This is a genomic window from Actinacidiphila cocklensis (genome assembly GCF_907177275.1).
Lineage (GTDB): Bacteria > Actinomycetota > Actinomycetes > Streptomycetales > Streptomycetaceae > Actinacidiphila > Actinacidiphila cocklensis.
The window spans coordinates 1-13,061 of the sequence record NZ_CAJSLV010000067.1 but is presented as its reverse complement, the minus strand read 5'-3'; the positions used below and the strand labels follow the sequence as shown (position 1 = coordinate 13,061).

The 13,061-nt window shown below is 72.3% G+C and carries 11 protein-coding genes and 3 pseudogenes; 9 read left to right on the top strand and 5 right to left on the bottom strand.

Features of this window, described 5'->3' with window-relative positions:
- The first annotated feature begins 86 nt into the window (after positions 1-86).
- The 4 genes and pseudogenes from NFU81_RS24085 to NFU81_RS24070 all read left to right on the top strand — a co-directional run bounded on the left by NFU81_RS24085 (position 87) and on the right by NFU81_RS24070 (position 2,231).
- Positions 87-905 (top strand): phytanoyl-CoA dioxygenase family protein, encoded by an 819-nt coding sequence (locus tag NFU81_RS24085; protein ID WP_251493338.1) that lies wholly within the window; start codon positions 87-89, stop codon positions 903-905.
- The gene (locus NFU81_RS24080) at positions 902-1,294 is read left to right on the top strand and encodes a hypothetical protein (RefSeq protein ID WP_422665269.1); all 393 of its coding nucleotides are present in this window, start codon (positions 902-904) and stop codon (positions 1,292-1,294) included. Before NFU81_RS24085 ends, NFU81_RS24080 begins: the two co-directional genes overlap by 4 nt.
- Before the next feature lie 118 nt (positions 1,295-1,412).
- Positions 1,413-1,966, top strand: a pseudogene (locus NFU81_RS24075) (beta-galactosidase); the annotation flags it as partial.
- A 22-nt stretch (positions 1,967-1,988) separates the two neighbouring features.
- Positions 1,989-2,231 (top strand): carbohydrate-binding protein, encoded by a 243-nt coding sequence (locus tag NFU81_RS24070; RefSeq protein WP_340188952.1) that lies wholly within the window; start codon positions 1,989-1,991, stop codon positions 2,229-2,231.
- A 115-nt stretch (positions 2,232-2,346) separates the two neighbouring features.
- On the opposite strand, the gene NFU81_RS24065 is transcribed toward NFU81_RS24070, so the two are convergent.
- Complete coding sequence (locus tag NFU81_RS24065; protein WP_251493336.1) at positions 2,347-3,222, bottom strand: universal stress protein; 876 nt, start codon at positions 3,220-3,222, stop codon at positions 2,347-2,349.
- A gap of 84 nt (positions 3,223-3,306) precedes the next feature.
- Between NFU81_RS24065 and NFU81_RS41340 the strand changes: the two are divergent.
- Positions 3,307-3,540 (top strand): annotated as a pseudogene (locus tag NFU81_RS41340) (hypothetical protein); the annotation flags it as partial.
- A gap of 38 nt (positions 3,541-3,578) precedes the next feature.
- Positions 3,579-3,653 (top strand): annotated as a pseudogene (locus tag NFU81_RS41600) (CBS domain-containing protein); the annotation flags it as partial.
- A 42-nt stretch (positions 3,654-3,695) separates the two neighbouring features.
- Here the strand turns inward: NFU81_RS41600 and NFU81_RS24060 are convergent.
- The 3 genes from NFU81_RS24060 to NFU81_RS24050 all read right to left on the bottom strand — a co-directional run bounded on the left by NFU81_RS24060 (position 3,696) and on the right by NFU81_RS24050 (position 8,841).
- Entirely contained in the window at positions 3,696-4,688 is a 993-nt protein-coding gene (locus NFU81_RS24060; RefSeq protein WP_251493334.1) for an Acg family FMN-binding oxidoreductase, read from the bottom strand.
- A gap of 255 nt (positions 4,689-4,943) precedes the next feature.
- On the bottom strand, positions 4,944-5,819 hold the full coding sequence (locus NFU81_RS24055) for a universal stress protein (RefSeq protein ID WP_251493332.1): 876 nt from the start codon (positions 5,817-5,819) through the stop codon (positions 4,944-4,946).
- A gap of 355 nt (positions 5,820-6,174) precedes the next feature.
- Positions 6,175-8,841: a cation-translocating P-type ATPase gene (locus NFU81_RS24050; protein WP_251493330.1), complete on the bottom strand. Its 2,667-nt coding sequence runs from the start codon at positions 8,839-8,841 to the stop codon at positions 6,175-6,177.
- A gap of 507 nt (positions 8,842-9,348) precedes the next feature.
- Between NFU81_RS24050 and NFU81_RS24045 the strand changes: the two genes are divergently transcribed.
- The 3 genes from NFU81_RS24045 (at position 9,349) to NFU81_RS24035 (ending at position 12,852) form a co-directional block, all read left to right on the top strand.
- Positions 9,349-9,912 carry a pyridoxamine 5'-phosphate oxidase family protein gene (locus tag NFU81_RS24045; RefSeq protein ID WP_251493328.1) on the top strand — a complete coding sequence of 188 codons (564 nt, stop codon included), beginning with the start codon at positions 9,349-9,351 and terminating at the stop codon, positions 9,910-9,912.
- A 319-nt stretch (positions 9,913-10,231) separates the two neighbouring features.
- Positions 10,232-10,894 carry a helix-turn-helix domain-containing protein gene (locus NFU81_RS24040; protein WP_251493325.1) on the top strand — a complete coding sequence of 221 codons (663 nt, stop codon included), beginning with the start codon at positions 10,232-10,234 and terminating at the stop codon, positions 10,892-10,894.
- A 239-nt stretch (positions 10,895-11,133) separates the two neighbouring features.
- Positions 11,134-12,852, top strand: coding sequence for a GAF domain-containing sensor histidine kinase (locus NFU81_RS24035; RefSeq protein ID WP_251493323.1), 1,719 nt, complete (start codon positions 11,134-11,136; stop codon positions 12,850-12,852).
- A gap of 40 nt (positions 12,853-12,892) precedes the next feature.
- Here the strand turns inward: NFU81_RS24035 and NFU81_RS24030 are convergent.
- The coding region (locus tag NFU81_RS24030; RefSeq protein ID WP_251493455.1) for a response regulator transcription factor at positions 12,893-13,061 on the bottom strand (169 nt) is incomplete at its 5' end.

Genomic DNA, 13,061 nt, shown 5'->3' with positions numbered 1-13,061 from the left:
CCACCTCTCCTGCATGGTGAGAATTGACCAGTGATGGGTGAACACGGCCCACGCGGTGGGCCGGAATCGTCCCTAGCGTTGCCCTCATGGACGACAACAGGCGGATACTGCTCAGCTCCGTGCAGATGGCGCGCTTCGCGGCGCGCGGCTCGCTGCGCCTGGACGCGGTGGTCCCGGCGGCGATGAACGCCGAGGCGATGAACGTGCTGGCGGAGGGCGTGCCGGACATCCCCTACGGAACGCCCCTCTCCGATGCCTATACGGAGGGCTCGTTCCCCCGCCGGCTGCTTGAGCTGCCCGAGGTGGCGGGGGCCTTGCGCAGCCTGGTCGGCCCGGAGCCTGAGGTGGACCACCACGCGGTGCACATCCGGGAGCCACGCGGCGGGGAAGCCCAGGCGCTGCACGCGGACGCCATCATCGACGTCCGGACGTACGCCTTCGACGTGCAACTGATGTACTACCCGCAGAACGTGACGCTGGACATGGGCGGGACCCTCAGCGTCCCCGGCAGCCACCTGCGCCGGACCAACGAGAGCGACACCGGCCGTTACCAGAACCTGCGCGGGCAGGACCGTCTGGTCTGCCCGGCCGGCACCGTGGTGTTTCTGCACCATGGGATCTGGCACGGCGGGCGGCGCAACGACGGCGACGAGACCCGCTACATGTTCAAGATCCGCTTCAACCCGACCGTGCGTCAGCGACTCCTCTGGGACACCTCGGACCTGCGCGATCCTCAGGTCGCCGCCGAGCTGGGAGCGATGTTCCCCTGGTACGAGCAGGCGACGGGGCGGCTTGAGGTGTACAACCGCGTCCTGCTGTGGCGCGCGCTCACCGGCGACGACGACTTCGACCTCGACCACTGGGTGACCAGGGTCGCCAACCGCCCTCAGGAGGCCGCCGTATGACGACCGACTCGGCTCCCGTGCCTTCCACCCGGAACCGGGCCGCGACCCAGGCAACCGACGACACGCCGGTACTCCGGCAGCAGGTGCTGGTGCTCTACCTGGGGAGCTCCGCCCTTGACTCCCACGTCGTCGGCTGGTCGCTCTACGACGGCACCGGCCGCACCTCGCCGACCACGGGTGACAGTGACGAACCCCCCTACCCGACGGGCGTCGCCGCCCTCCGGGACGGGTGGCGGCTGATCCAGGCCGCCCAGCTCATCCCGCCTTATCCGGGGCATGAGTACGACGTCTCCTTCCTCAAACACGAGTTCTTCTTCGAGAAGATCGTCGACGCCCGCGCCGGGCGGGGCGGGGGCCTGGCCGAGCGAGCGCCGGCGCCGCAGCCGTGACCGGGGTCACCGTCACCGCACTGCCGCCCGGTGCGCGGGCCTCCATCCGGGCACTTGAGGTCCACGACCGGCCGCTCTGACCATACGCACGCGCGCACCCGAACGAATCGGAGAACGCATGTACCAGCCCTCCGGGCGCGTCCTCTTCGGTGGGGCCTACTACAGCGAGTACCAGCCCCGCGACCGGCTCAAGGAGGTCGACCTCATGGCGCGGCCCGCTTCTCCGTGATACGGGTCGGCGAGTCCGTCTGGTCGACCTGGGAACTGGAGAACGGCCGGTTCGAAGTGGACCGGCTGCGGCCGGTGTTGGACGGCGCGCACGAGCGCGGCATCGGGGTGGTCATAGGCACCCCCACCTATGCCGTCCCGCCATGGCCGGCCAGGCAGTATCCCGAGATCGCCGGGGAGCACCGCAGCGGCGAGCGGATCGGCTGGGGCGGCCGGCAGGAGGCCGACTTCACCCACCCCGCATTCCGCTTCCACGCCGAGCGGGTCATCCGCAGGATCGCGGAACACTACGCAGGGCACCCCGCCGTGATCGGCTTCCAGGTCGACAACGAACCGGGCGTGGCGCTGCTCCACAACCACGGGGTCTTCCAGCGGTTCGTGGACGACCTGCGGCACCGCTACGGGGACGTCGAGACGCTCAACCAGGAATGGGGCCTGGTCCATCGACCTGACGTCCGCCGTCCGGGTGGAGGCCGAGGTCGCGCGAGCGGTCTCCGGCCCGAGCGAGGCACGGCTGGAGTTCAGTGTCGGCGAACGGCCCCTCGCGGCCGTCACCGCGCCGGTCACCGGTGGCCGCTACACCTGGACGACTGTCGCCCACCCTTTCCCCATGGCGCTGGACGGCGTCCACGACCTCCGCGTGACCACGCACGGTGGCTTCCGGCTTGCAGCCTTCCGCTGTGCCTCCGCGCCCGCGGCGGCCGACTGAGGCGGGGGAGGGGTGTCGCCGTGGACGGCGAGGACGGGGCAGCGGGCGTGTTCGGCGCAGGCGGAGCTGACCGACCCCGCCGTACCGCAACGTCGCCGGCCTCCCGCGGGACTCCTCACGTCTGCGGCGGTCGGGGCGCGACGAGCAGCGGGCAATCGGTGTGGTGGATCAGCGCCCGGCCGGTGGAACCCAGGAGCAGGCCGCGGAAGCCGCCCCTGCCCCTGCTGCCGACCACCAGGCATCGCGCGTTGTGGGACGCGGAGGCGAGCATGAGCGCGGGGTCTCCTCTGAGGATTTCCTGACGCACCTCGGTGTCCGGGTAGCGCCGCCGGTGACCGGCGAGCTGCTCGGACACGAGCACCTCGGTGTCCTCGCGGTACTCCGCCCACGCGTAGTCCCTGGGATTGCGCACCGCGACGGCGACCAGTGCGGTCTTGGCCGCGTCGGCCTCGGCGAAGGCGAGGTCGACGGCGGCCGTCGACGACGGCGACCCGTCGACACCGACGACGACCGGCGCGTCATCCGGCACGGAGGCGGCGGGTTCGGGCACCAGGGCCACCGGGCATGGCAGGTGTCCGAGCAGGGCGTGCCCCTTGCCGCGGCCGGCGAAGGCGCCCTCGACGCCCGTGAGACGACGGGCACCGAGCACGATGAGCGCCGCGCTCTCGCCGGACTCCAGCAGGACGGGCGTGGGCCGACCCGCTGCGAGCTCGGTGGTCACGGTGAGTCCTGGCCATCGTGCCGACGCCGCACGGCGGGCGGTGTCGAGCACCTGCTCCCCACCGGCCCTGAAGTGCTGCGCCCAGAGGTGGGCGGGGTGCTCCGGCCCTGGCTGCGGTGGGACGCCGCGCGGCCACTCCTGGGCATGGACGACGTGCAGCGGCAATCCACGGGCGGCCGCCTCGGCCGCGGCCCAGTCGATCACCGGTCCGTTCAGGTTCTGCCGAACGGTGGAGACGCCTGCCACCACGTTCACGTTCGTCTGGCTCATCAGGGCTCCTTCGTCGGGACTGCCCGCCCGCGTTTCCAGGCTGCGCCGGCCGGCACGTCTCCCGGTAGGGCCGATCAGCCCGTCATGGACGGCGAAGGGGCCGTCGTGGGGCGCACTGCGGGAGCCGGTGAGACGGCCCGGTCAGGTGGCGAGGGTGCTGCAGGAGTCCGGCTCGCTTGTGCCGTGGCGCCCGGGACGAGGGAGCCGCGCTCGTCGTCCCGCCGGTGGCCGCTCCGGCGACCGCTGACCCTGCATCTGGACGGGCCGCGCCGCCGTGGGCAGATCGTGCACCTCGAACATCCGGGCGGCACACCGCTCTACCTGGTGCGCTGGACGGAGGACGATCGCGAGACCGTCTTCATCCCTGGAAGGTCAGCGGTCTGCCCGTGCTGGAGGGCGAGGGGCGGGTCGTGGGAGTGGTGTCGGAGGCGGCCCGCATCATGGCCCAGCCAGGTGTGAAGCGGCTGCCGGCGTCAGCGCGGCAGGCGGCCGCCGGTGTCCAGGACGTCGCGTACCGGGCGTCGCGGGGTCGCCGGTCCCTCGGGGCCGTAGCCGAACCTGATCAGCATCTGTACGTGCTCGGACCCGCCGCGCGGATCGCGCAGCGCCCACCGCACGTCCGGTGCTTCGATGGCCTGGCTGAGCAGCGAGGCCCGCACCTGGTGGGAGGTGGCGACCAGCAGCGCACGTTCCAGGGCCTGCCCCGCGCGCAGCCAGTCGGCGGGGGCGTCGTGCGCGGTGGCGAGCACGGCGATGACCGGGTCCGGTTCGAAGGGGACCGAGGGGCGCTGGTCGGCGGGACGCAGTGCGGCGAAGTCCCGCATGGGCAGCCGGGCGTTGGCGTCGTGCGGGCCGAGCGCCGCGCGCGGGAGGCCGTCGGAGGTTCCCTCGCGGATCCACGAGCGGCTCTCCGCGCCGCGGTCGGCGTCGGAGACGGCGGTGCGTTCGGCCTCGTCGGTGAGTTGCAGCACCCGTGCGTTCTCGCCCGGCCCCGGGCACGTCAGGTGTGCGCCCTCGGCGTCGGCGGCTTCGGCGATCTGTGCCAGGACCTCGCCGGGCACGGGCCGCTCCGAGAACGGGCGGCGGCTGCTGTGCCGGCGCCAGACCGCGTCGTACAGGTCGCCGAGGCGCTGCCCGGTTCCGTGCGCCCGCGGCCCGGCCAGCCGTACGGCCGCCAGGAGGCCCGGTTCCGTGGGCCTGGGCAGCAGGCGGACGACCGGTTCCCAGCCGAAGTGGGACACGGCGACCCGCAGGTTGAGCACGGCGGCGCCGACCGAGATGTGGAGAGCACGCCCTTCGGGGTCGGTGTGCCGCAACCCGCGTTCGGGGGCCGCGTGCACTTCGACGGTCGTGGTGTCCGGGTCCAGCCGGTAGCGCCACGGCTGGGTGTTGTGGATCGAGGGTGCCGCCACTGCTGCCGAGATGAGCTTCTCCAGCGTGGCCGCGTCCAATGCCGCGGTGGCCATGGCGGCCTCCTCACCGGTCGTCCTGGCCCCCAGTCTGGTGAACCGGCACCGGCGTGGGGTAGGGCCGTTGGTCACCGGCGGGCGTCCGAACGGCCCCCTCCGCAGGTCGCGGTAGAGTAGTCTGACGGGCTCACGGGGGTCGGGAGCCCCATCGCCCGACGCCGTGGCGGGTCGGGTTCCGCCGCCTTCAGCGGCCATGTTCCACCGGTGCCGTCACATCGGTCGACCGCGAGCGCCGGCGTCCTGGGCGTGCGCTCATCCGCGCGGGACCACCGCGACCGGGCAGCGGGCGTGGTGCAGGACGGCGTGCGTGACCCTGCCCAGGGGCGCCCCGACGGAGCGAGCCGGTCGCCTGGCACCCATCACCAGAAGATCCGCGGTGGGGGAGACCTCGACCAGGGAGCCGGCCACCGACCGGGACCTGACGACGTCCTCGGTGATGGCCAGGCCGGGGAACTCCTCACGGACCGGGTCCACGGTCCGCTCCGTCGCCTCGATCTCCAGCCTGGCGATCTCGCCCACATCGTCGACGACCGCCACCATGCTGCCCGCGCCCTCAAGGAACATCCACGCGCTGACCACGCGCAGCGAGGCCCCGCGGGCCTGCGCGGTCAGCGCGGCGAACCGCAGGGCGCCGCGGTCACCGTCGTCCCGCACGGCGACCACGACCGCGCCCGCCGCCGGCTCCGTCACCTCCCGGACGACGATCACCGGACCGCGGGAGCGGGCGGAGACGTGCAGTCCCACCGAGCCGAGCAGCAGGCTGCCGAAACCGCCGTGCCCACGGGACCCGACCACCAGGGTGCTCTCGGGACCGGTCGCCTCCAGGAGGCTCTCGCCGGGATCGGCGCGGCTCAGGACGGTGTCGACCTTCAGTCCGGGATACCGGTCGCCGACGGTCGCCGCTGCCAGGTCGAGGACGGCCCGGCCCTCGTCGACCGCGGTCAGGGGGCTGTCGGGGGTCCAGTAGCGCGCGTGCCTGGCACCCGCACCGTGGACCACGGCCAGCGGCTGATCACGTGCGGTCGCCTCGGCCGCCGCCCAGAGCACCGCCCGGGTCGCCTGGTCCGAGCCGTCCGTGCCGACCACGACCGGGCCGAGCAGGTGGTGCTGCCGCGCCGCTGTGTCCATGGTTCCTCCTGCGTCGAGCCCGAGCGGAGATGGGCTGGAGGCCAGGCGAACGCAGCCCGCTTCCCAGCCTGCGGCTGCCCTGCGGCCGCCGCAATCCGGCCGGCGGCCCCCCGAGCGCGGCCCTGCCGGACCCCGATCCTGGCCGACCGGCGGCCCGGGGACAGCAGGACCGGGAGGCTGGGGGTGGGAGCCCGTGGCGGACGGCAACGCGGGTCTCGCGGTGCGGCGAGTCCGGGTTGCCCATCCGGCACAGCAGAACGTCAGTCGTGGACGACGGGGAAATGGGCGGGACCGGGCGGCCCTGGCGGCGTCGCCACGGCGCTGTCCCGCCCTCCCGGCGTGCCGCCGAGGCCGTTCAGGTCTCGCGGAGTGTGCCGCCTTGTCTCCTCTGCCGTCCTTCACGACCTGCGGCAAGCCCCAGCACGGCGGCGAGCAGCGCGGGAAGCAGCTCCCAGCCGCTCAGCGGCTCCGTGTCGAGCAGGGTGCGCAGCGCAGGAACGTACAGCGCGGCGACGCCCAGTGTGACGGAGGTGGTCACAGCGGCCGGAAGCCACGGGTTCTCCCAGGTCAGCAACCGTTCTCGCAGGCCCAGGCAGAGCCCGAGCTGCGCGGTGAGCAGGGTCAGGAAAAGGATGCTCTGCCAGGAGGTGCCGCCGCGGTGCTCTGCCCAGAGTCCCGCCCCGAGGCTGACAGCTGTGATGAGGGCACCGAAGATCAGGACGCGATTCCACAGGCCATCGCCGAGGACGTGCTGCTGCGGAGGGCGCGGCGGTCGGTTCATGGCACCTGGAGAGGCCGGCTCCGCCCCCATGGCGACGCCGGTCAGGCCGTGGGTGAGGAGGTTGATCCACAGGATCTGCCCGGCGCGCAACGGGAGGGCCAGGCCCATCGGGGGGCCGAGCAGCATGACGGCGATCTCCGCCGTCCCCCCGGACATTCCGAAGAGCAGGAATCGGCGGATGTTGTCGTAGATGCGTCGCCCCTCTTTCACGGCGCTGACGATCGTCGCCACATCGTCGTCGGCCAGCACGAGGTCGGCTGCTTGCCGTGCGACCTCGGTGCCGCGGTGACCCATGGCCACGCCGATGTCGGCGTGGCGGAGGGCGGGGCCATCGTTGACGCCGTCTCCGGTCATGGCCGTGACCCTCCCCTGGGAGCGCCAGGCCTGAACGATCTCGAGTTTTTGCTGCGGGCTCGTTCTGGCGAAGACCCGCACCCGGGTGAGGTCCGCGATCTCACCCGCCGCCAGTTGCCCACCCGTGACCACCTGCTGGTCGGGGGCCTCCGCCTTTCCTGCCACGCATGCGCGTCCTGCCACGTGCCCGTGCGACCCCACGTCGCTCGGGTGCGTGCCGGTGAGCAGGCCCAGACGTCCGGCGACCGCGGCCGCGGTCGCCGGGTGGTCGCCGGTGATCAGAACCGTGGTGATGCCGGCCCGGCGGCACGCGGCCAGCGTGTCGGCGGCCGACTGCTTGGGCGGGTCGCTCATCGCCACCAGACCCAGCAGGGCCAGTCCGGACTCCGCCGTCTGCGGGTCGGCTGGGGCCTGTGCCCGTGTCGTCCGGGCGATTGCCAGTACGCGGTAGCCGTCGTTCGCCAGGCGAGCGGCTTCCTGGCGGGCGTCTTCCAACAACTTCGCCGGTTCGGCCAGTACGCCGGGCGTCAGGACTGCCTCTGGTGCCCCCTTGAGGCAGACCTGCACGTCACCACCAGGTGTGCGACACACGGTGGTCATCCTGCGGCGAGTGCTGTCGAAAGGCACCTCGCCGATTCGCGGACGCTCGCGCACGAGACGCTCGTGGTCGATCCCTGCTTTCCCTGCGGCGGTGAGCAGGGCGGCCTCGGTCGGGTCCCCGAGTGCGGTCCAGGCGCCGTCCGGTTCCTCCGGCGCGCTCAGCGTCGCGTCGTTGCACAGGGCGGCGGCGACGAAGAGGTCCCGTACCGCCTCGCGGGCCAGCGGTTCCTCGGCCCCCGACCGGAGACGGACCTCGCCCAGGGGGGCGTATCCGATCCCGGTGAGCGTTGCCGCGCCGCGTGGTGTCCACACCTCCTCGACGACCATGGACCCCTCGGTCAGGGTGCCTGTCTTGTCCGTGGCCAGCATGGTCACCGAGCCGAGGGTCTCCACCGCGGACAGCCGGCGCACGATGGCGTGGCGGGCTGCCATCCTCCGCGCACCCAACGCCAGGCTGAGGGTGACAACGGCCGGAAGCGACTCGGGAACGGCCGCCACCGCCAGGCTGACCGCGGTCACCGCCATCACCTCCAGGCTCTGGCCCCTGGCCAGTCCGAGGATCAGGACCACCAGGCACAAGGCGATGGTGACCAGAGCCAGAATCCGTCCCAGCCCGGCCAGGCGGCGCTGCAAGGGCGTGGTCCCGGTCTTCGTGTCGAGCAGGGCCGCGATCTGTCCCAGGGTGCTGGCCGCGCCGGTCGCCGTGACCACCCCGACCGCGCGGCCGTGGACGGCAATGGTCCCGGCGCGCAGCACCGAGTCGCTTTCTCCGCCCGTCCCCTTCTCCACCGGCACCGACTCGCCGGTGACCGCGGACTCGTCGACGAGCAGGGCCGAGGACTCCAGGAGCGACGCGTCCGCGGGAATGATGTCCCCCTCGCTCAGCAGTACGACGTCGCCGGGTACCACCTCCATGGCGGCCACCTGGCGCTCGACCCCGTCCCTGAGCACCCGGGCGATGGGCGCGGACATGGCGCTCAGCGCCTCCACCGCGCGGTCGGCCCGCACTTCCTGCGTGACCCCGACCGAGGTGTTGACGACAACGACAAAGCCGATCACCACGGCGTCCGGGTGGTCCCCGATCGCCAGCGTGAGAACGAGCGCCCCGAGCAGCACCAGGATCAGCGGGTCTCTCAGTTGAGCCAGGACGCGGGACCACACGGGGGTCCGTCGCCGGCGGCCCACCTCGTTCCGGCCGTACTCCGCCAGGCGCCGGTCCGCCTCCCGCTGCGGCAGTCCGACCCCTGCCCGGTCCGCGTGGGGCGACGGGTACGGCTCCTCAGGCACGGAGCTCGGTCCGGATCCGCGCCACCCGGTCCGCCGCGCGACCGGTACCGGCGGCACCCGACTCAGTCCAGAGCACTTTGCCTCCACGGGTGTGATGACACGCTCTGTGACACTATCCTCGCGGCCGGCCGGCGACGGGCGAGGCGCCGGAGGCCGGTCGGGTGATGTCCGTGGCCCGCGGACGAGGGCGACCGCCGCCCGGGCCAGGTCGGAACCGCCCGGGAGCGGCACGCCGCACCACGGCGGAACGTACGCGCCGCATGGCGCTCGCCGGACTGGTGAGTGAGGCTGGAGTAGCAGGCCGCCTGTTTTGTGGTAAACGGCCTGTCCACGCCCGCCGAAGGCGGGCGCTCTCCACAACCGCCGGGCGAAGAAGGTGGATCTGCTGTGAATGCGAACGCCGGACCCGATGGGCGGGCGCCCGAGCCCGGTGCCATCGCGCGTCGTATCGGCAGACGCCGCGCAGCCCTCGGCCTGAGCGAAAACGCTCTGGCCACCCAGGCCGGCATGACGCCCCGATACTTCCAGCACCTGCTCGTACAAGGTCCGGGCTTCGACCCCGGCGGATTCCTCCGGATAGCTGCGGCGCTGCAGATGACGTATCACGAGCTGCTCGAAGGGCGCGGTGATCTGCCACCGGGGCAGAGCGCGCCGACGCCGCGCCCCGCATTGATCCGGCTCACCACAGCCGAATGCTGGGACAAGCTCGGCACTCGGGGAGTCGGCCGAGTCGCCCTGCCCGTCCAGCCCGGCCCCGCGGTCTTCCCGGTCAACTACGCTGTGGAGGCCCGGTCGATCCTGTACCGCACGGCCAACGGCGGCCCAGCCGCGCCCGAGACGGGAGCCAGGGTGTCCTTCCAGGTCGACCGCATCGACGACCGCCTCAGCCAGGGCTGGAGCGTCCTGATCACCGGCGTCGCGGAGCGGATCGAGGACCCGGCCATGGTGCGACGCCTCACCGAGCACTTCACAGTGGAGCCATGGGCCGGGGGAGACCGGCCCCTGTGGATACGCATCGGGCCGGGCGAGGTCACGGGGCGCCACATCAGAAGCATGTCAGGCGGGTCGTAGCACCGTTGATTTCGGCGCCGAACGGCCCGGGCGGGCCAGCTTCCCCTGGCCTGACAAACTTACCGTCCGGCCGGTCACGGCTGTGATGTCGAGGGCGCGTACGCGGTCGACGCCGTGTGCGCGACCGGCAGGCGGCATCGTCGGCATGGTGCGCATGTCCCGGCTGCCTCACTGGTCACCCGCACCTTCGCGTTGGCCCAGATGGATGAGGCCTACGACGTCTTCGCCCGTGCGGCCGAGCGCGGGGCGCTCAGAACCGTCCTCGGCGAACCGCCCCGTGACACCATGAGCGTCCGGACCGACGAACGGACGTGATCGCATGCCGCAGGATCCGGTTCCCGCAGGCGACATCGGTCGGCGGCTCGCGCTGCGCCGTGAAGAGCTCGGCCTCACCCGCGAGGAGGTGGCCGAGCGTGCCGGAATCGCTGCCGCCTATCTGCGGTACGTCGAGGAGGAGCCGACCGCTCTCCCCGGGCCGACCTTCATGCTGCGGGTGGCGGATGCGCTGGAGTCCACCGTCCCGCAACTGCGCGGTGGCGCGGCAGGGATGCCACCTGGCATGGGCGAGGCAGCCGTCAACCCTGTCTTCACGCCTCTCGGCCGCGACGAATGCCTTGCTCTGCTGTCCGACCACGGGGTGGGCCGGGTCGCGGTCACCACGGAGGACGGCCCGGCGATCCTGCCGGTCAACTATGCCGTGGAGGGGGGGACCATCGCCTTCAGGACCGCACCGACCGCGGCACCCTCCGCAACGGTCGGCCGCGACGTGGCGTTCGAGGTGGACCGGGTGGACGAAGCTCTCAGCGAGGGCTGGAGTGTGCTGGTCCTCGGGCCGGCCACTCAGGTCACCGAGGCCGATGATGTCCGCCGGCTCCGCGCCCGGGCACGCAGCGCTCCCTGGGCCGGCGGCGATCGCGAGATGTGGGTACGGATCAGTCCCGTCCGCATCACCGGGCGCCGCATCAGGGCGGGCTCCGGCTGACGCCTGGCACAGCGGGAAGGCCCGGCGGGGACTCCGAGGACCCGCAGGGCAGCCTCGCCGCCGGCCCGGTAGCGCTCTGCCCATGGGCGGGCCGGATGGTCCTGCCCGGTGTCCGTCGGCTCGCACGACGAGGCGGTGCCACCTCTGGTCGCTCGTAGCGGGCGCGACGAGCTCTGCTGACGGCTACCGTGGTGCGGGGATCGTCCCGGATCTGCAGGTCGGCGTGAGTGGAGGAACCGGTGGGCGAGGTTTCGGGCGGCGACGCCGGGCAGCTTCCCCGGCTGCAGCTCGATGAACTGCTGGACGAACTGCAGGTCAGGATCAACGCGGTGCGCGGCACGCGGGACCGGGTGCACGGGTTGCTCGAAGCCGTGCTGTCCGTGGGCCGTGAGCTCGACCTGCCGCAGGTGCTGCGCCAGATCGTGGAGTCGGCCGTGGTGCTGGTCGACGCGGAATACGGGGCACTGGGCGTGATCGAGGGAACGCGCCTGTCGGCCTTCCTGACCGTCGGGGTGACCGAGGAACAGGCTGCGGCGATCGGCCCGCTGCCGTCCGGCCACGGCATCCTCGGCGAGCTGATCCGCAACCCTGAACCCCTGCGCATCGAGGAGATCTCGGAGCATCCGGCGTCCTACGGCTTCCCGCCGAACCATCCGCCGATGCACTCCTTCGTCGGGGTGCCGATCCGCGTGCGGGAGGAGGTCTTCGGGAATCTCTACCTGACCCAGAAGCGCGGCGGCGGGGAGTTCGACAGCGAGGACGAGACGGTGCTGCGAACGCTGGCGGTCGCGGCCGGCGTGGCCATCGAGAACGCGCGGCTGTACAAGCAGTCCCGCGACCGGCAACGCTGGATGGAGGCGAACGCCGAGATCGTCGCGGCACTGCTGTCCGGGGCCGACGAGATGGACGTGCTGCGAGGCATCGTGCGGCATGCCAGCAGCATCCTCGACGCGGACCTGGGGGCAGTGGCGCTCACCGTCGAGAACAGCTCGGATCTGCGGGTGATGATCGCCACCGGAGTGGACGCGAAGGACCACCAGGGACTGGTCCTGCCTCTGGAGGGCTCGTTCATGGGCGCGGCGATGGCCGCAGGCGAGCCGATCACCACCGCCGAGATCCAGAAGGATCCGCGGGTGACGGTGGGACCGCCCCGATTCGCCGGCCTCGGGCCGGTCGTCGCCGTGCCCCTGATGACCGAAGAAGGAGCGCGCGGCGCGCTGCTGCTGGGGCGCCGGGAGCAGGCACCGCCGTTCACCGAGGCCGACACCGGGCCGCTGCTCGCCTTCGCGGGGCAGGCGGCGCTGGCGATGGAGCTGGCCCAGCGCAGGCGTGCAGCGGAACAGCTGGCCCTGCTGGAGGACCGCGACCGGATCGCCCGGGACCTGCACGACCTGGCCATTCAGCGGTTGTTCGCCACCGGGATGACCCTTCAGAGCGCGGTGCGCTTCGTGGACCATCCGGAAGCCAGCGAGCGCCTGCTGCGTGCCGTGGACGACCTCGACGAAACGATCAAGATCATCCGATCGACGATCTTCGGATTGCGTGCCCGGGAAGGGGAGCGCCGACCGCAGGGGCTGCGCTCGCGTGCCACGGCCGAGATCGAGAACGCCGCACGCGGACTCGGTTTCACGCCCGCGCTGCACATGGAAGGTCTGCTGGACACCGATGTGCCGCAACCTGTGGTCGAGGACGCCGTGGCCGTGCTGGTCGAGTCCCTGTCCAACGCGGTCCGTCACGCGCGGGCGAGCCGGGTGGCGGTGTCGCTGGTCGTCGGATCCGGGAGCCTCACGGTGACCGTCACCGACAACGGGGTCGGCATTCCCGCGGATGTGCCGCGCAGCGGCCTGCACAGCCTCGCCGTACGCGCGGAACGCCGCGGCGGCCGGATGAGCACCGGTCCCGGCCCTGAGGGGGGCACCTGCCTGGAGTGGACCGTGCCACTGGCGCCGAATACGTGAGGAGCCCGGGGGCTCGCGTCAACCATTGGCAGTCAGTCGTTCAGCGGGCCTGCCCGGGACCGCTCTGGGTGGCGATGACCGCGGCCTGGATGCGACGTTCGACGCCGAGTTTGCTGAGCAGCCGGGAGACGTTGTTCTTCACCGTCTTCTCCGACAGGTAGAGCCGCTCGCCGATCTGGCGGTTGGTCAGGCCCTCGCCGATCAGCGCG

Excerpts from the sequence above, each read along its gene's own strand:
- NFU81_RS24080 (WP_422665269.1), top strand. The coding sequence starts at position 902 with ATGACGACCGACTCGGCTCCCGTGCCTTCCACCCGGAACCGGGCCGCG.
- NFU81_RS24060 (WP_251493334.1), bottom strand. The coding sequence starts at position 4,688 with ATGGCCACCGCGGCATTGGACGCGGCCACGCTGGAGAAGCTCATCTCG.
- NFU81_RS24085 (WP_251493338.1), top strand. The coding sequence starts at position 87 with ATGGACGACAACAGGCGGATACTGCTCAGCTCCGTGCAGATGGCGCGC.
- NFU81_RS24065 (WP_251493336.1), bottom strand. The coding sequence starts at position 3,222 with ATGAGCCAGACGAACGTGAACGTGGTGGCAGGCGTCTCCACCGTTCGG.
- NFU81_RS24055 (WP_251493332.1), bottom strand. The coding sequence starts at position 5,819 with ATGGACACAGCGGCGCGGCAGCACCACCTGCTCGGCCCGGTCGTGGTC.
- NFU81_RS24045 (WP_251493328.1), top strand. The coding sequence starts at position 9,349 with ATGACGCCCCGATACTTCCAGCACCTGCTCGTACAAGGTCCGGGCTTC.
- NFU81_RS24040 (WP_251493325.1), top strand. The coding sequence starts at position 10,232 with ATGCCGCAGGATCCGGTTCCCGCAGGCGACATCGGTCGGCGGCTCGCG.